General features: G+C 74.6%; 18 protein-coding genes and 1 tRNA gene. 14 read left to right on the top strand and 5 right to left on the bottom strand.

Annotated features, from left to right (window positions below):
* Positions 1-13: 13 nt before the first annotated feature.
* The 3 genes from ACI79H_RS06860 to ACI79H_RS06850 all read left to right on the top strand — a co-directional run bounded on the left by ACI79H_RS06860 (position 14) and on the right by ACI79H_RS06850 (position 2,505).
* Positions 14-84 (top strand) — tRNA-Gly (locus tag ACI79H_RS06860).
* A gap of 168 nt (positions 85-252) precedes the next feature.
* Entirely contained in the window at positions 253-786 is a 534-nt protein-coding gene (locus tag ACI79H_RS06855; RefSeq protein ID WP_456553632.1) for a universal stress protein, read from the top strand.
* A 90-nt stretch (positions 787-876) separates the two neighbouring features.
* The gene (locus ACI79H_RS06850) at positions 877-2,505 is read left to right on the top strand and encodes a GAF domain-containing protein (protein ID WP_456553631.1); all 1,629 of its coding nucleotides are present in this window, start codon (positions 877-879) and stop codon (positions 2,503-2,505) included.
* A 9-nt stretch (positions 2,506-2,514) separates the two neighbouring features.
* Here ACI79H_RS06850 and ACI79H_RS06845 read toward each other — a convergent pair whose 3' ends face one another.
* The 4 genes from ACI79H_RS06845 to ACI79H_RS06830 are packed head-to-tail and all read right to left on the bottom strand — an operon-like array spanning position 2,515 to position 5,349.
* On the bottom strand, positions 2,515-3,168 hold the full coding sequence (locus ACI79H_RS06845) for a response regulator (RefSeq protein WP_456553630.1): 654 nt from the start codon (positions 3,166-3,168) through the stop codon (positions 2,515-2,517).
* A gap of 42 nt (positions 3,169-3,210) precedes the next feature.
* Complete coding sequence (locus tag ACI79H_RS06840; protein ID WP_456553629.1) at positions 3,211-4,239, bottom strand: type III polyketide synthase; 1,029 nt, start codon at positions 4,237-4,239, stop codon at positions 3,211-3,213.
* Between the two features lie 56 nt (positions 4,240-4,295).
* Positions 4,296-4,997, bottom strand: coding sequence for a methyltransferase domain-containing protein (locus tag ACI79H_RS06835; RefSeq protein ID WP_456553628.1), 702 nt, complete (start codon positions 4,995-4,997; stop codon positions 4,296-4,298).
* 10 nt (positions 4,998-5,007) lie between these two features.
* A complete protein-coding gene (locus ACI79H_RS06830) occupies positions 5,008-5,349 on the bottom strand; it encodes a DUF3140 domain-containing protein (protein ID WP_456553627.1) in 342 nt (113 codons plus the stop codon).
* Between the two features lie 102 nt (positions 5,350-5,451).
* Between ACI79H_RS06830 and ACI79H_RS06825 the strand changes: the two genes are divergently transcribed.
* From ACI79H_RS06825 to ACI79H_RS06780, 10 genes are all read left to right on the top strand, one after another.
* Positions 5,452-6,378, top strand: coding sequence for a ribokinase (locus ACI79H_RS06825; RefSeq protein ID WP_456553626.1), 927 nt, complete (start codon positions 5,452-5,454; stop codon positions 6,376-6,378).
* A gap of 70 nt (positions 6,379-6,448) precedes the next feature.
* A complete protein-coding gene (locus ACI79H_RS06820; RefSeq protein WP_456553625.1) occupies positions 6,449-6,598 on the top strand; it encodes a hypothetical protein in 150 nt (49 codons plus the stop codon).
* Between the two features lie 82 nt (positions 6,599-6,680).
* Entirely contained in the window at positions 6,681-7,583 is a 903-nt protein-coding gene (locus ACI79H_RS06815; RefSeq protein WP_456553624.1) for a metal ABC transporter solute-binding protein, Zn/Mn family, read from the top strand.
* 79 nt (positions 7,584-7,662) lie between these two features.
* Positions 7,663-7,794 carry a hypothetical protein gene (locus ACI79H_RS06810; protein ID WP_456553623.1) on the top strand — a complete coding sequence of 44 codons (132 nt, stop codon included), beginning with the start codon at positions 7,663-7,665 and terminating at the stop codon, positions 7,792-7,794.
* Positions 7,795-7,946: 152 nt separating this feature from the next.
* Entirely contained in the window at positions 7,947-8,573 is a 627-nt protein-coding gene (locus ACI79H_RS06805; protein ID WP_456553622.1) for a TetR/AcrR family transcriptional regulator, read from the top strand.
* Between the two features lie 133 nt (positions 8,574-8,706).
* Positions 8,707-9,138, top strand: a complete 432-nt coding sequence (locus tag ACI79H_RS06800; RefSeq protein WP_456553621.1) for a hypothetical protein — start codon at positions 8,707-8,709, stop codon at positions 9,136-9,138.
* 38 nt (positions 9,139-9,176) lie between these two features.
* Entirely contained in the window at positions 9,177-9,347 is a 171-nt protein-coding gene (locus ACI79H_RS06795) for a hypothetical protein (RefSeq protein WP_456553620.1), read from the top strand.
* Positions 9,344-9,706 carry a lipopolysaccharide assembly protein LapA domain-containing protein gene (locus tag ACI79H_RS06790; protein ID WP_456553619.1) on the top strand — a complete coding sequence of 121 codons (363 nt, stop codon included), beginning with the start codon at positions 9,344-9,346 and terminating at the stop codon, positions 9,704-9,706. The genes ACI79H_RS06795 and ACI79H_RS06790 overlap by 4 nt, the downstream gene beginning before the upstream one ends.
* 144 nt (positions 9,707-9,850) lie before the next feature.
* Complete coding sequence (locus ACI79H_RS06785) at positions 9,851-11,695, top strand: acyl-CoA dehydrogenase (RefSeq protein ID WP_456553618.1); 1,845 nt, start codon at positions 9,851-9,853, stop codon at positions 11,693-11,695.
* Between the two features lie 90 nt (positions 11,696-11,785).
* Positions 11,786-11,947, top strand: coding sequence for a hypothetical protein (locus tag ACI79H_RS06780; RefSeq protein ID WP_456553617.1), 162 nt, complete (start codon positions 11,786-11,788; stop codon positions 11,945-11,947).
* Positions 11,948-11,969: 22 nt separating this feature from the next.
* Here ACI79H_RS06780 and ACI79H_RS06775 read toward each other — a convergent pair whose 3' ends face one another.
* Positions 11,970-15,098, bottom strand: coding sequence for an EAL domain-containing protein (locus tag ACI79H_RS06775; RefSeq protein ID WP_456553616.1), 3,129 nt, complete (start codon positions 15,096-15,098; stop codon positions 11,970-11,972).
* 201 nt (positions 15,099-15,299) lie between these two features.
* Here ACI79H_RS06775 and ACI79H_RS06770 point away from each other — a divergent pair, with 201 nt between their 5' ends.
* Positions 15,300-16,883 carry a chitinase gene (locus ACI79H_RS06770; protein ID WP_456553615.1) on the top strand — a complete coding sequence of 528 codons (1,584 nt, stop codon included), beginning with the start codon at positions 15,300-15,302 and terminating at the stop codon, positions 16,881-16,883.
* The last annotated feature ends 12 nt before the right edge of the window (positions 16,884-16,895 follow it).

The following is a 16,895-nucleotide window of genomic DNA, read 5'->3' as shown; positions in this document are numbered from 1 at the left end:
GTCAGAGCGGTACGCGGGTGTAGTTCAATGGTAGAACATCAGCTTCCCAAGCTGACAGTGCGAGTTCGATTCTCGTCACCCGCTCTCCCTCCTCACTCCAGCGCGTCCCCCTCGAGCGCTCCGTACGCCGGCGCTCACGCAGCGCACGCACGCGCCGGGCCGCGGCCGCGGCCGCCCTCCCTCACAGCCGAGTTCCCGGCCGCGGGCCCTTGGTCCCTGGGAGCGAGCTGGACAGCACTGCACGATTCGGGCATGAGCCAGTACCGGTTCCCCGACGCCGACCCGCGCGCCGTGGGACAGGCCCCCGACTCCGCCCCCGATCCCGCTCCCGCCCCGTTCCCCCCGACCGCGGTCGAGCACCTCCAGCTGGTCCCCCTCACGCCCCGCCGGCAGAGCCCGTGGCTGCTGGTCGAGGTCGACGGCACCCCCGAAGGGCACCGCGCCCTCGTCTGGGCGGTCCGCGAGGCCGCCCGCCGCGAGGCGACCGTCGTCGCCGTCGCGGTCCTCGACGCCCCGGACGGCGACCCGCTCGAGGGCACCGCCCGGCTGCCGCTGCGCACGCAGACGGCCGCCCGCGACTTCCTCGAGGCGACCGTCCTGCGGGCCGTCGCCGAGACCGGCATCGCCGCCCGCACCCGGACCGCCATCCTCGAGCGGCCCGTGTTCGACGCCCTCCACGCCGCCATGCACGGCGCCGACCTCGTGGTCGTGGGCGCCGACGGCAAGCGCCTGCTCCGCCCCGCCGTCCCGCGCCAGCCGCACCGCCGCATCGCCCGTGGCGCCTGAGCTGCCCGAGGCCCCGCAGCGCCCCCTTCCCGCCGGAGGCGGACCCCCCTACCGTCGGGCCGTGACCCCGCCCGACGGGGCGGTGGGCGGGTGACCGACCCACCGCGCAGCGCACCCGAGCTCGCGGCCGCCGTCCTCGCCGCCGCCTCCGGCAGCCACCTGGAGGCGACGCTGCACGAGGTCGTCCGGGCCGCGGTCCGGCACGTGGACGCGACCTACGGGGCGCTGGGCGTGCTCAGCGTCGACGGACGGCGGCTGGACCGGTTCGTCATCGAGGGCATGGACGAGGAGGCCCGCCGGCGCATCGGCTCGCCGCCCGCCGGCGAGGGCCTGCTCGGGCTGCTGGTCGCCGAGCCGGTCGCGCTGCGCCTGGACGACCTGGCCGACCACCCGGCCTTCCGCGGCTTCCCCGACGGGCACCCGCCGATGCGCTCGTTCCTCGGCGTCCCGGTCTGCGTCGGCGACGCCGTCTTCGGCAACCTCTACCTCACCGAGAAGCGCTCCGGCGGGCCGTTCACCGAGGCCGACGAGGAGGTCACCCAGGCGCTGGCGGCCGTCGCCGGGCTGGCCCTCGACAACGCCCGGCTGCTGGAGCGGGCCGAGCGCCGGCGCGCCTGGGCGCAGACCGGCATGGACCTCTCCACCTCCCTGCTGGCCGGCGGCGACCCGCAGGAGGTCATGAGCACGGCGGCCGCCCGGATCGCGGAGCTGTCGGCCGCGCAGGCGGCCGGGATCCTCGTCCCCGTGCCCGGCGACGACGAGGTGCTGCGGGTGACGGCGGCCATCGGCCCGAACGGTGCGGACGCCGAGGGCGTGGTGGTACCGCTGGAGGGGCTCCTGCGCGAGGTGCACCGCTCGGGCACCCCCCGGTCGGTCAGCGACGCGGAGTTCCAGCAGCTGGCCGCCGCTGCCCCCGCGCTCGCCGAGGAGTTCTCCGCCGAGTACGGCCCGGCGCTGCTGGTCCCCGTCGGCGGGCCGCCGGCCCTCGGCACGCTGGTGCTGCTCCGCCACCGCGACGGCGACCCGTTCGAGCCGGAGCTGCTCGACCTGGCCGCGGCGTTCGCGGCCCAGGCGACGGTGGCCCTGGAGCTCGTGCGCAGCCAGGAGCGGGAGCGGCGGCTCCAGGTCCAGGCCGACCGCGACCGCATCGCCCGCGACCTGCACGACCACGTGGTGCAGCGGATCTTCGCCACCGCGCTCGCCCTGGACCGGATCGGCCGGTCGGTGGCCGCCGACTCCCCCGAGCTGGCCGCGCGCCTCGCGGAGCGGGTCGACGAGCTCGACGGCACCATCTCCCGCATCCGGAGCTCGATCTTCGAGCTGCAGCACCAGGACGCCTCGCCCGAGGGCGTGCGGCACCGGCTGGTCGAGGTGGTCCGCTCGGTCGTCGACGGGCACGGGCTCCGGCCCGACCTGCGGGTGCACGGCGAGGTCGAGGACCTGCCCGCCGAGCTCGTGCACGACGTCGTCGCCACGGTGCGCGAGCTGGTGACCAACGTGGTGCGGCACGCCGGCGCCCAGCGGGTCACCGTGACGGTCGCGGTGACCGACGCCCTCCGGGTGACGGTCACCGACGACGGCTGCGGCCTGCCGCGGATCACCGTGCGCAGCGGCCTGGCCAACCTCGCCGACCGGGCCGAGCGGCGCGGGGGGCGGCTCACCGCCTCGGGCGGCCCCTCGGGCAGCGAGGTCGAGTGGGCGGTCCCGCTGGACCGCTGACCGTGCCGCTCAGCCGTCGGCCAGGTCGCGCAGCTGGGTGGCGAGGATCGCCGCCTGCGTCCGCCGCTCGAGGCCGAGCTTGGCCAGCAGGTGGCTGGTGTAGTTCTTGACCGTCTTCTCGGCCAGCCCCATGCGGGCGCCGATCTGCCGGTTGGTCAGGCCCTCGCCGATCAGCCGGAGCACGATGCGCTCCTGGTCGGTGAGCAGGCCGAGCCGGTCACCGCCCGCCGCCGTCGGCGGCCGGGGCCGCGGCTGCGCCACGGGGACCTCGTCCAGCAGCGTGCCGCCGGCGGCCACGGTGCGGACGGCGGAGACGAGGGCGGGGCCGCGCACCTGCTTGAGCAGGAACCCCGTCGCGCCGGCGCGGACGGCCGCCTCCCGCGCCTCGGGCTCGGTGAAGCTCGTCAGCACCAAGCAGGGCAGCCCCGGCATCCGCTCGCGCAGCGACCGGCACAGGTCCGCGCCGCTGCCGTCGGGCAGCCGCATGTCGAGGACGACGACGTCGGGCCGCACGGCCGGCACGCGGGCCAGCGCCTCCGCGACCGACCCGGCCTCCCCGGCCACCAGGAGGTGCGGATCGTCCTCCAGCACCTCGGCGACCCCGCGGCGGACCACCTCGTGGTCGTCGACGAGGAACACCCGCACGGTCGCGACCTCGGTCATCGACCACCTCCGCTGTGACCTGGGCCACAGAGCCTATGGGCTCTAGGCGGGGAGCAACAGCGCTGCGTACAGCGTCAGCCCGGGGCCGAACGCCATGGCCACCACCGGGCCGTCGACGTCGGCCATCTCCTGCAGGACCAGCAGCACCGTGGCCGACGAGCAGTTGCCGTGCTCGGACAGCACCTTGCGGGACGCCGCGACCTGCTCCTCGGCGAGCCCCAGCTCGTCGCGGACCACGTCGATGATCCGCGGGCCACCGGGGTGCACGGCCCAGCCGGCGACGTCCTCGGTGCGCAGCCCGGCGCCGGCGAGCAGCTCGTCGACGACCTCGCCCACGTGCCGGGACAGCACGTCGGGCACCCGCGGGGACAACCCCATGCGGAAGCCCAGGTCGGTCACGTCCCACGTCATGTGGTCGGCCGTGGAGGCGTCGGTGCGGGCCACCACGCCCGCCAGCCGACGTCCGCGGCCCGCGCCCGGCTCCACGACGACGGCCGCGGCCGCGTCGGAGAACAGCGCGTGCGCGACCACCTGCTCGAGGTCCCGCTGGGCCGGCTGGACGTGCAGGCTGGTCAGCTCGCAGCACAGCAGCACCGCCGGGCGGGAGCGCGCGGCGACGAAGTCGCCGACCGCGGCGAGCCCCGGGATGGCGGCGTAGCAGCCCATGTGGCCGACCAGCAGCCGCTGCAGGCCCGACGGCATGCCGAGGTCGCTGGCCAGCCGGATGTCCAGGCCCGGGGTGGCGTACCCGGTGCAGGTGGCGACGGCGAACAGGCCGACGTCGCCCGGCGCGAGGCCCGCGGCGTCGAGGGCGCCCGCCACGGCCTGCTTGCCCAGCGGCAGCGCCTCCTGGACGTACCGCTCCATGCGCGCGCCGGTGCCCCAGCTGCTGAGGTCCTCGTCCAGCGGGTTGGCCACGGCGTGCCGGCGGCGCACCCCGGCGCCCAGGAAGATCCGCTTGGCGGCCCGGACACCCTCGTAGTGGGCAGCGAAGAACCCGTCCCAGGCCGCCTCCTGCTCCAGCGCGGCGGGGAGGGCCGAGCCGGCCCCGGTCAGGACGGCGTCGCTCATCGGGCGCTCTGCCTCATGCCACGACGGTACGTGCGCAGGCAGGTCCGCGCAGCGGATCAGCGCTTGCGGCCGTACCCGGCGAACAGCACGGCCGTCGTCGGCAGCGGCTTCATCCGCACGCCGCTGCGCCGCCCGAGCCGCCAGGCGACGACGTCGCGGAGCGAGGGCCGTAGGCCCACCAGGCGGAGGTCCAGGCCGAGCGGGTCGGCGGCCGCCAGCAGCCGCGCGCGGTCGACGAAGAGCGCCGGGTCGTGGATGCCGGGGGGCGGCCCGCCGGGCACCCGCTCCAGGATGCGGACGGCGATCAGGTCGGCGAGCCAGGTCGCGGCGATCGCGTCGATCACCAGGGTGCCGCCCGGGCGCAGCAGCCGCGCCGCCTCCGCGAGGACGGCGACGTCGTCCTCGACGTGCTCGAGGATCTCCCCGGCGACCACGACGTCGGCGCAGCCGTCCGCCAGCGGGACCGCGAGCACCGACCCCCGCACGGGCAGGACGCCGTGCTCCCGCGCCAGGGCGAGACCGGGCAGCCCGAGGTCCACACCGACGTGCCGGTAGCCCAGCCGGGCGGCGTGCGGGGCCATGAGACCGCCACCGCACGCGAGGTCGACCAGCAGCGCCCCGGGGGCCGGCGCCGCGGGAATGTGCTCGGCGCGCGAGGCGGCCAGCCAGTGCAGCATCGCGAACCCTCCGACGCCCTCCCACCACTGGTCGGCCAGGAGGTCGTACTGCGCGGGGTCGTTGCGCGGGAGGCTCGTCACGGCACCCGGTCTAGCCCTTCTTCAGGGGGTCGTGCCCCCAGTTCATCAGGGAGTACCGCCACTTCGACGTCTCGACGTCCTCCTTCGCCGGTTCCTGGGCGAGGTGCCGCTGGACGTACCCGTGCACCTTGCGCATGTGGGCGAGGTCGTCGTCGGTGAGGTCGTCCTTCTTCGTGCGCAGCAGCTCGACGATCCGGCGGCCCGACGCGTGCCCCGTCGACTCGCCGTCCCCGTCCTTCTGGCCGACGGCCTGCGACTCGTCGCTGCCCAGCCACTCCTCCAGCTCCGCGGGCGTCATGTTCACCGCCTCGCCGAACTCGCGCCGGGTGGTGTCGCGGTCCTCGTCTGCCATCGGGTCCTCCGCTCGGGTCGTCGTCCTCCCCTACCGCTGCGCGGCGGGCCGGAAACCGGCGTCTGGTACTGCTGGTCCCCCATCCCGCACCTGGAGGCCCCCGTGTCCGTCACCGTCGTCGGCAGCGTGAACGAGGACGTGCTGGTCTCGGTGGGCCGGCTGCCGGGCCGCGGGGAGACCGTCGTCGGGCGGTCGGCGACACGCGCCCCCGGCGGCAAGGGCGCCAACCAGGCCGTCGCCGCCGGGTTGCTCGGTCCGGGCGTGCACATGGTCGGCCGGGTCGGGGAAGACCCGGCCGGCGACCGGCAGCTGGCCGCCCTGGCCGGCTCGCGGGTCAACGTCAGCCGGGTGCACCGCACGCCCGGCCTGCCCACGGGGACGGCGACCATCCCGGTCGAGGAGGGCAGCGGCGAGAACCTCATCGTCGTGGTGCCCGGCGCCAACGACGCGCTCACCCCGGCGGACGTCGACGTCGAGCCCGTGCACCGGGCCGACGTGCTCCTGCTCCAGCTGGAGGTGCCCGTGGCCGCGGTCGAGGCCGCCGCCGCGGCCGCGCGGGGGACCGTCGTCCTGACCCCGGCACCGCCGCGCCCGCTCGCCGCGGCCCTGCTCGCCCGGGTCGACGTGCTGGTCCCGAACGAGCACGAGCTGGTGCAGCTCGCGGGCGCCGAGGCGGGGGAGCGGACGCCGGCGGAGCTCGCCGCCCTGGCGCGGGGCCTGGGGAGCCGCGCGGTCGTGGTGACCCTCGGCGCGCGGGGGGCGCTGGTCGTGCCGGCCGACGGCGGCCCGGCGCTGCTGCAGGGGCCGCTGACCGTGGAGGTCGTGGACACCACCGGCGCGGGCGACTGCTTCACCGGCGCGCTCGCCCAGGCGCTGGCCGGCGGGGCCGACCTGCCCGGAGCGGTGCGCTACGCCGTCGCGGCGGCCGCGCTGTCGACCACCGGACCCGGCGCCCGCGGCGCGCTGCCCGCCGACGACGACGTCCGGGCCGCCCTGGCCCGGGTGCCCGACGCGACCGAGGTGGGCTGACCGTTTCCGGAGCGGGCGCCCGCGGGCACTGGGCGGGTGACCCGTTCCCGCGTCCCGAGGAGGACCCGCGATGACCGAGCCCGAGCGCGCCGCAGACGTCGACCAGCCCGAGGGCGGCGCACCGTCCCGGGAGGCCGAGGGCACCGGCCGGACCCCGCACCCCGACCAGCCGGCCGAGGGCCAGGAGCTCGAGGGGGGCGCCGACACCCCGGACGTCTGAGCCGGCGCGGCACCACCGCACGTGCGGACGATCGGGTCTGCCATGCTCCCCGGAGGGATCGGCCGTCGGCGATGGGGGATGCGTGCGGCACGCCACGCTCCGCGCCGGGCTGACGGTGCTCGCAGTGCTGGCCGCTCCGGCGTGCTCCGGCGACCGCACGCCCGGCAGCCAGGCGGCGGTCTCCTCGGGCGATCCGGCCGCGTGCCCCGGTGAGATCCTCGACGTCGTCGTCTCGGTCGGGGCCTGGGGCGACGTCGTCCGGCGGCTGGGCGGCGACTGCGCCACGGTCACCACGATCGCGCCGACCGGCACCGCCCCGGTGGGCCCGGACGCCGACCGCGCGGCCTTCGACGCCGCCGACCTGGTCGTCGTCAACGGGGCGGGGTACGACGGCTGGGCGACCGAGCTGGCCGACGCCGCCGCCGGCCGGCCCGCCGTGGTCAGCGCGGCGGAGGCGGTCGGCTCCGAGCGGCGGGGTCGCGATCCCTGGCTGTGGAACGACCCGGTCGCCGTCCCGGCCGTGGCCGAGGCGGTCGCCGACGAGCTCGGCCGCCTCTCCCCCGACGCCGCCCCCTACTTCGGCGCGCAGCACACCGCCTGGGCCACCGAGCTGCAGCCGTGGCTGGAGACGATCGGCGCGCTCCGGGTCGATGCGACCGGGCGGAGCTTCGCCGCGACGGGCGGGGCGTTCGTGCCCACGGCGGAGGCCGCCGGGCTGACCGACCGCACGCCGGGCCCCCGCACCGGCGCCCTGCCGCCCGACGAGGTCGCGGCCGTGGAGGAGTTGCTGCGCGGCGGCGCGCTGGACGTGCTGGTGCTCGACGGCGGACCGGACGAGGGCGTCACCGACCGGCTGCGGGAGGCCGCCGACGAGGCGGACGTGCCGGTCGCCGAGGTGGCCGCCGCGCCCCCCGACGACGCCCCGTTCGTCGAGTGGCAGCTCGACCAGCTGGCCGAGCTCGCCGAGGCGCTCGGTCAGGAGTGACCCAGATCTCCCCCTCGTGGTGGTGAAATCCCCGGCCGCACGGGACTGGCCGGCCCGGCCCCGGGGCAGGGTGGAACCCATGGACGACCAGCGCGAGACCAAGGCCGAGAACCCCAGCCCGCGGACGTCGGCCGACGAGTCGCCGGCCACCGCTGCGGCCGCCACCGTGGCCCGGATGCTGGCCAACCCGCGGCGGGTGCGCCGCTCCTGAGGCCGGGCACGTCCCCGGATCACTCCGTGTGACCACAGCGGTCCCAGGCACCGCTCGCGCCACGCACAACCCGTTTTCCTCTCGTCACTCAGAGCAATCGAATCCGGCGTGCCGCGAACTCCTCCGTCACGAGCTGGGGCACCATCCGTGACGTGACCGCCGCCATGATCCTCACCGCCGTCGACGACGCCCCGGTCCCGGTCCGCCGGAGCCGGGCGGAGCGTCAGGCGATCGTGCTCGACACCGCGGAGCGGCTGTTCTCCAGCCGCAGCTCGCGCAGCGTGGGCATGGACGAGCTGGTCCGCGAGACCGGCCTGGGCAAGATGACCGTCTACCGGCTCTTCAAGAGCAAGGACGACCTGGTCGGCGCCTACCTCACGCGCAAGGCCGCCACCGTGCTCGGCTTCATCGACGCCGAGCTGGTCCGGCTGCAGGACGAGCCCCGCGCCGCCCTGCTGTCCGTGGTCGACGCCGTCGAGCGCGACGTCACGCGCACCGGTTTCCGCGGGTGCCCGTTCACCAACGTGAGCAGCGAGTACGACGACCCGCAGCACCCGGCCCGCAGCGCCGCGGCCGACTACAAGTTCGAGCTGCACACGCGGCTCGAGCGGCTGACCGACGAGATCGTGCCGGGCGCCGGCGAGGACCTCGCCGCGCAGATCCACCTGATCATCGACGGCATGTACCTCTCCGGCGGCCTGCTGGGCCCGGACGGCCCGGCCGCGCACGGCCGGCGGCTCGCCGAGAAGCTCATCGACGCGGCGGTCGCCCGCGCCTGAGCGCTCGAGCGGCGGAGCGCCGCGGACCGGTTGCGGGGGTCGGAGGCCTCCCGACCGGGTCGCGGGTGGGGGCTCCACGCCACCGGGGGACGGATCCTGGGCGCGGTGTCGCCCGGAGGGCGACGATGTCATGGTGACCACCGACCGCACCCGCCCCGACCTGGACGACGCCACCGTCGAGGCCCTCGGCAAGCTCTCCGAGGCCCTGGAGACCGTCGACCAGGCCCGCGGCTTCCTCTACGCCTTCCACCAGCTCACCGGCAAGGCCGACCGGCTGCTGCAGGAGTCCGTCGATCTCTTCGAGCAGGCCGGCGCGACGGCGCTCGCCGCCGACCTCGACCGCGACCTGGTCGGCCGCAACGTCATCGCCGACCGGTGGACCTTCCAGATCGTCGAGGACTTCGACGCCGGCTACTGGGAGGCCTTCCGCGGTTACGACGCGCGCGCCCGCGAGGAGCTCGCCGGCGGCGACCGGCACGTGTTCGAGGCCCGGATGAAGCAGCGCGAGCGGACCCACGGCCACCCGCGCCACGAGGCGGGCCCCTCGCTCGCCGACCAGGGCTGACCCGTTTCCCGGCCGGCGCCGACGGGCACAACCCGATCATGAGCATGCCCGACGAGAACGGCGCGGGATCCGACCGCGAGGCGCAGCCCCTGGGAGCCGAGAAGGCGCCCGGCGAGGACCGCGAGTCCCTCGGTGACGTCAAGGGTTCGACCGACGGGATCGCCGGCCCGGCCTACCCGCCCGCCGACACCGAACCGGACGCCCGGTGACCGCCCCGGACCCCCGCACCAGCGGGACCACCGGTGACCCGCTGAGCGTCGGCCTCGACCGGCCGACGTCCGCCCCGGGCACGACCGCGCCCGGTACGACCGCACCGGCCGGCCCGGGCCGGACCCGCCAGACGGGGCGCACGATCGGCCGCTCGCTCGCGCTCGCGCTGCTGCTGTTCGTGACCGTCGTCCTGGTGCTGTTCGTCGTCTTCAACACGCAGACGGTCGACATCAGCCTGGTGTTCGGCAACGTCGACGCCCCGCTGGTCCTGGCGCTGCTCATCGCCGCTGCGCTCGGCGGCCTGCTGGTCTGGCTCGCCGGCCTGGTCCTGCGCACCCGCAGGCGCCACCGCTCCTGACCTGCCCCACCTCCGCGCGGGCACCCCTCCAGGGTGTCCGCGCGGAGCCGTGCCCGCGTTCCCCGTACCAGCCGGTAACATCGGTTGTTACCGGCGAGTAGCCTTCGCCGCCACACCGGTACGGAGCACGGGAGCACCAGCACCATGAGCCACTACACCGCCAACCTGCGGGACCTCGAGTTCAACCTCTTCGAGTTCCTGGACACCCGTGACCGGTTCGGCACCGGCCCGTTCGCGCAGATGGACGCCGAGACCGCGCGCGGGGTGCTGGCCGAGATCCGCAAGCTGGCCGAGGGCCCGATCGCGGCCTCCTTCACCGACGCCGACCGCAACCCGCCGGTGTTCGACCCCGCCACGCACTCGGTGACCCTGCCGGAGTCGTTCAAGAAGTCCGTCGAGGCGCTGAACGCCGGCGAGTGGTTCCGGCTCGACCTCGGGGAGGAGCTCGGCGGCTTCGGCGCGCCCGCGGCCCTGACCTGGGCCGCCTACGAGATGGTGCTCGGCGCGAACCCCGCCGTCTTCATGTACGGCTCGGGCCCGGCGTTCGGGCAGGTCCTGTTCGACCTGGGTACCGAGGACCAGAAGAAGCTCGGCCGGCTCATGATCGACAAGGGCTGGGGCGCCACCATGGTGCTCACCGAGCCCGACGCGGGCTCCGACGTCGGCGCGGGCCGCACCAAGGCCGTGCAGCAGCCCGACGGCTCGTGGCACATCTCCGGCGTGAAGCGGTTCATCACCTCCGCCGAGCACGACCTCAGCGACAACATCATCCACCTGGTCCTGGCCCGTCCCGAGGGCGCGGGCGCCGGCACCAAGGGGCTGTCGCTGTTCGTCGTCCCCAAGTTCCACGTGGACCTGGAGACCGGCGAGCTCGGCGAGCGCAACGGCGCCTACGTCACCAACGTCGAGAAGAAGATGGGCCTCAAGGTCTCCACGACCTGCGAGATCACCTTCGGCGACGGGCCGGTGCCCGCGCAGGGCTGGCTCGTCGGCGAGGTACACGACGGCATCGCCCAGATGTTCAAGATCATCGAGTACGCGCGCATGTTCGTCGGCACCAAGGCCATCGCCACGCTGTCGGCCGGCTACCAGGTGGCCCTGGACTACGCGAAGACCCGCGTCCAGGGCGCCGACCTCACCGCCACGTCCAAGGACGCGCCGCGGGTGACCATCACCCACCACCCCGACGTCCGCCGCTCGCTGATGCTGCAGAAGTCCTACGCCGAGGGCATGCGGGCGCTCTACCTGTACGCGGCCAGCTTCCGCGACCAGGTGACGGCCGCCGAGGCCGAGGGGACCGCGGGCAGCGAGGAGGCGAAGCTGGCCGCGCGCCTCAACGACCTGCTGCTGCCGGTCGTGAAGGGCTTCGGCTCCGAGCGCGCCACCCAGCTGCTCACCCAGGAGTCGCTGCAGACCCTCGGCGGGTCGGGCTTCCTGCAGGACTACCCGATCGAGCAGTACATCCGCGACTCCAAGATCGACACCCTCTACGAGGGGACGACGGCGATCCAGGGCCAGGACTTCTTCTTCCGGAAGATCGTCAAGGACGGCGGCGTCGCGCTGACCTGGCTGGCCGGCCAGATCCAGGCCACCATCGACAACGAGGTGGGCAACGGCCGGCTCAAGGAGGAGCGCGCCGCCCTCGCCGCCGCGCTCAACGACGTGCAGGGCATGCTCACCACGATGTTCGGCCACCTCACCGAGGCCCAGCAGGACATGAAGGCCCTCTACAAGGTCGGCCAGAACAGCAGCCGCCTGCTGCTCGCCGTCGGCGACCTGGTCACCGCCTGGCTGCTAGTCCGCCAGTCCGAGGTGGCGCTGGCCGCGCTGGCCGGCGACGTCAGCGAGAAGGACCGCTTCTTCTACGAGGGCAAGCTCGCCGCGACGCGCTTCTTCACCAGCCAGGTCCTGCCGCGCCTGACCGCGGAGCGGGTCGTCGTGGAGAACACCGACAACGCCCTCATGGAGGTCGACGAGGCCTGCTTCTGACGACCTCTCCGCGACCGGCAGGCGCCGTTCCCCTCGGGGGACGGCGCCTGCCGTCGTTTCCGGCCAGGGGGCGGCGGGCATGGGCCGGGCATGAGCGAGAGCGACAGCACCGGGTACCGCGAGTCCCCCGACACCACCGACGGCCCGGCCCCCACCCCCGGCGAGGCCCCCGAGGGCTCGGCGACGCTCACCACCGACGAGGACGCGCAGGCCGACGACGGCGTCGTCCGGCCCGGCAACGCTCCCGACTGACCACGTCCTGCTCCGGCCGGGCTCAGTCGGTGGCGGGAGCCACCGCCAGCGCCGGAGTCCTCACCGGCCGGGCTGCGGGAGCGGGCAGGCCGAGGAAGTAGCCCTGTCCCAGCTCCACCCCGCAGGACCGCAGCGCGTCCCGCTCGGCGGAGGTCTCCACACCCGAGGCGACCACCTGGCACTCGCGCTCCTCGGCGAACGGCACGAGCGCCGCCAGCAGCGCACGACGGGCGGAGTCGTGCTCGATGCCCGCCGTCGTCTCCCGGCCGAGCTTGAGGAACGCCGGCCGGTACCGCTCGACCTTGTCGAAGCTGTCGTACCCGACCAGCGCGTCCTCCACGGCCACCTGGACGCCTCTCGGGACGTCCGCCGACGAGAGCTCCCGCTCCCCGATGAGCGCACCGGACTCGAGGACGACGGGGCAGGAGGACTCCCCCACGATCGAGGACAGCTCGCGGGGTGCCTCCCACATGGCCGCCGAGACGTTGACCGAGACCCACGCCCCCTCCGGCAGTCCCGCGGCGGCGGCCAGCGAGGCGCGCATCATCGCGCTGTCGAGGTCCACGACGACCCCGGAGTCGCTCGCCGCGTCCAGCCGCTCCTGCGGCCGGCGGCCGTCGGCGAAGCGGCACAGCGCCTCGTAGCCCACCGGTTCGCCGCTCCGGAGGTCGACGATCGGCTGGAACACGGTGAAGAAGATGAAGTCCCGGAACGCCGAGACCCCGTCGCCGTGAGCCCCCGTCGCCTGCCGGGGCACGGGGAGTGACGGGCGGTGCTGCGCGGCAGGTGCGGCGGCCGGCTCCTCCACGGGCACGCCGCCGGTGGTCCCCGGGACGCCGTAGTGCAGCACGGACGCCCAGTCGGGCGCGGCCGGCCCGGCAGCAGCGGGGCGGACCGCGGCGGCCCGGGCGCCCGACCGCCCGGGCGCCCGACCGTTCCGCACCGGACGGCGGGTGTCGACGGGCCGGTACAGCCAGTCCCGCAGGTGGACCCACAGGTCCACGATGCTGTTGCCGACGCCCACGAAGGCGACCATGGCGTACCCGGCGAGGGTGAAGTTCAGCAGCGCGTAGACCAGGTGCCCCCACTGCGCACGCTGGACGTCGGTCACGACCGCGTACCCGGAGAGCCCGATCAGGGCCAGCGGCGCGAGGATGAAGAACGCACCGGCCGTCGTGCGGTTCCGCACCTTGGGGGTCCGCTTGAAGGCGCTCTTCTCCCCGGTGATCAGCTGGAGGATCGAGGCGAAGGACCCCGAGAGGTTGACCGGCAGCAGGACGAGGTTGAAGCCGTAGATGCGCAGCACGTCGGTCCGGCGGTAGCCGGTGGCCCGCAGATCGGCGGCCATCATCAGGAAGTACGGGATGGAGACCAGCAGGAGCAGCGGGTTGAGCAGCTCGGCGTTGAAGGGGTAGACGAGCATCGTCACCAGGCAGACCGAGCTCCAGAAGATCGACGCCATGTAGTTGACGCGCAGGAAGAGCTCGCCGAAACGGTTGCGCTCGCCGCGCGCCCGTCGGGCTCGCATCTGCTCGCGCAGCTTCGACAGGATGAGCAGGCCGCCGTTGGCCCACCGCTGACGCTGGATGCACAGTGACCCGAAGTCCGGAGGGGTCGCCGAGTAGGCCAGCCGCTCGGGGTAGTTCAGCAGCTGCCACCCGTGCACGCCGAGGTCGATGGTCGACTCGGTGTCCTCGATGACCGTGCGGTCCTGGATGTAGCGCCGGATCTCGAAGTCGCCGTCGTAGTCGACCTCGACGATGTCGTCGAGGGCCTTCTTGCGGAGCACGGCGTTGGCGCCGACCCAGAAGGTCGCGTCGTACTGGGTCATGCCCTGGTGGACGATGTGCTGAAGGTCCGTCGAGGCGCCGGAGATGCGCTCCAAGCGGGTCGCCGACCCCGGGAAGGAGCTGTACGGGGTCTGCGCGACGGCCACGCCCGAGTGCGCGCTCTGCGCCAGGAGGTGCACCATCCGTGCTGCGTACTCCGGGAGCAGCATGCTGTCGGCGTCCAGCGTCAGCACGTAGGCCGGCTCGTCGACGACCAGGTCCGCGGCGCGGGCGGAGGACCTCACCAGCGCCAGGCCCAGCGGTGTGTCGACCTCCTGGTAGCTGCCCCCCATGAGGCCGATGTAGCTGTTCAGGTTCATGGCCTTGTTCGGCTCGTGCGACAGCGACCGGTAGCGCTTGCGCTCGAAGCTGGTGACCCGGGCCCCGAACGTGGCGACCAGCCGGCGGTACAGCTGGACGAGCCGGCCGGCCGGCAGCACGATGCCCTCGTCGGCGCCGGAGGTCAGCGCCTCGCCGACGGTGGTGAGGTCGGCGGCCAGCGCGCCGAGGACGTGGTCGATGAAGAAGAGATCGGTGTGGTCGATGACCTCGTGCCGGGCCGCCAGGTCGTGCAGCCACTCGACGGCGAAGCGGTAGTGACCGGCGAGCTCGCGGATGTCCTCGGTCGTCGCGGCGCGCCCCGCTCCCTCGCCGGTCGCGCGCTCGAACGCGGCCTGAGCGGTGCGGAAGCGGGTCGCGGGCACCGCGAGCTCGCCCTCGATGATCCCGGGCAGCGCCCGCGCGTCGTCCAGCAGGGCGCGGGCCCGCGCCGTCGTCGGGTTCTGGGGATCGTCGACGAGCAGGACCACCTGCAGCGCCGGGTACTCCTGCAGGGCGGCGGAGAGGAGCGTCGTCCGGATGACCCGCTCGTCCTCCTGGTAGGAGGGGACCAGGACGGTCACCGGGGGCGCCGGCTGGTCGAAGAACGCGTCCAGGACGACCCGTGACGCCCGCGTGTGCGCCCGGCTCCGGTAGAAGAAGCCGATGCGGGTGATCAGGTAGGCCATCGCCGACGTGGCCAACCCGGTGACCATCAGGAGGTAGACGATCGCCTCGATGACCAGACGTGCGCTGTCGGCCTTGCCCTCGATGAACTGCTGCTCGATGGTGAAGGCCACGTAGACGGCCCACGCCGACACGGTGAGCACGATGGCCAGCCGCCCGATGGCCATGCGTCCCTCGGACACCTTCGGCGGTACCAGCGGGAGCGGCTCACGCCGGCGGTCACTGCCCCACTGCCGCCGGATGTCGGGCCGGCGCGGGTCGGGCACGGTGCGCTTCATCGAGATGTCCACCTTCTGCTCGTCGGGACCGACGGGCACCAGGCGGCAGGCCTGAGCTCACGACGTCCTCCGGCATCCTGCGGGCGTCCCGCACGTCGACGCTGCCCCCGCTCACCCGTCGTGGTGAGCCCAGCGCCCGGCGCCGCCGTCCCGGGGCCGGCAGGTGGCACCGTGCGTCGGAGCCAGTCACAGGAACGCGCGGTCCCGCCGGGTGCTGCGTCGAGGAGAGCGAGGACGTCCATGCGCGCAGCGCGCGCCACATCCGCCGGCCGGCACACGGACGACGAGCAGCCGGTCGCACGTCGGCTCTCCTGGACCCGCCTGGGAGTGCTGCTGCTGGTCGTGGGCGTGCTCGCCGGAGGCGCCTTCGCCTCCCTGACCGGGGCCGTCGGCCGCGCGACTGCCGCCGCGACGACGTCGTGGAGCGTGCCCTACGTCGACGTGACCCTGACCCCGACGTTCCAGTTCCAGGACCCGGCCGCCAACCCGGCCCGCACCGTCGCCCTCGCGTTCGTGGTCGCCGACCCGGAGGACGACTGCGCCCCCAGCTGGGGCACGTACTACTCGCTCGACGAGGCGGGGTCCGACCTCGAGCTCGACCGCCGCATCGACCAGCTCCGGTCGGCCGGCGGCGACGTCATGGTGAGCTTCGGCGGGCAGGCCAACGACGAGCTGGCCGTGACCTGCCGGGATGCCGGCGACCTCACCGGTGCCTACCGGGACGTGGTGGAGCGCTACGACCTGACGGCGATAGACCTGGACATCGAGGGGCCGGCCGTCGCCGACCAGGCCGCCGCCGCCCGCAGAGCCGAGGCACTGGCCGCGCTGCAGCGCGAGCGGACGGAGGACGGCTCCCCGCTGGACGTCTGGCTCACCCTGCCGGTGGCGCCGACCGGGCTGACGTCCGAGGCGCTCGACCTGGTGCGCACCACCCTCGCCGGCGGCGTCGAGCTGACCGGGGTCAACGTGATGACGATGAACTACGGCCCGTCCCGCCCCGAGAGCCAGTCGATGGTGCTGGCGACCGAGCAGGCCCTGCGGGCGACGGCCGAGCAGGTCAAGACGGTCTACCGGGAGCAGGGCACCCGGCTCAGCGACGCGCAGGCCTGGAGCCGCGTCGGCGCGACGCCGATGATCGGGCAGAACGACGTCGAGGGCGAGGTGTTCACCCTCGACGACGCCGAACGGCTGACCGCCTTCGCGCGGGAGGAGGGCCTGGGCCGGGTCTCCCTGTGGTCGCTGAACCGCGACACCGGGTGCAGCGCGAGCTTCGCCGACGTCGCCGTGCACTCCAACACGTGCAGCGGGGTCGAGCAGGAGTCGCTCGCTTTCGTCGACGTCTTCTCCGGCCTGGCCGGCGACGGTCCCGCCGTGCGGGTCGACGACGTCGTCCGGGACGCCGAGCGACAGCCGGTGGTGGACGACCCGGCCACCAGCCCCTACCCCGTCTGGCGCGCGGAAGGCCAGTACCCGGCCGGCTACAAGGTGGTCTGGCACGGCGACGTCTACCAGGCCCGCTGGTACGCCGCGGGTGTCGACCCGTCCGTCCCGGCCACCACGGGGACGCCGTCGCCGTGGGCGCTGCTGGGAGCGGTGACGACGCGTGAGGCCGCTCCTGCGCCGGTCCCGACCGTCGTCGACGTGACCGAGGTGTGGAACCCCGAGGTCCTCTACCAGCGCGGCGCCCGGGTCCTCCTGGACGGGCTGCCGTACGAGGCGCGCTGGGCCAGCCGCGGCGCTGCCCCGGGAAGCCTGTTCCCGATCGGGTCCGACGAGGCCTGGGAGCCGCTGTTCACCATCCCCGGGCAGCCGGCCGGGAGCTGAGCGCAGGGGCGC

Source organism: Blastococcus sp. SYSU D01042, assembly GCF_054050515.1.
Note: the sequence above shows the minus strand (reverse complement) of the source record. Positions and strands in the feature narration are given on the sequence as shown.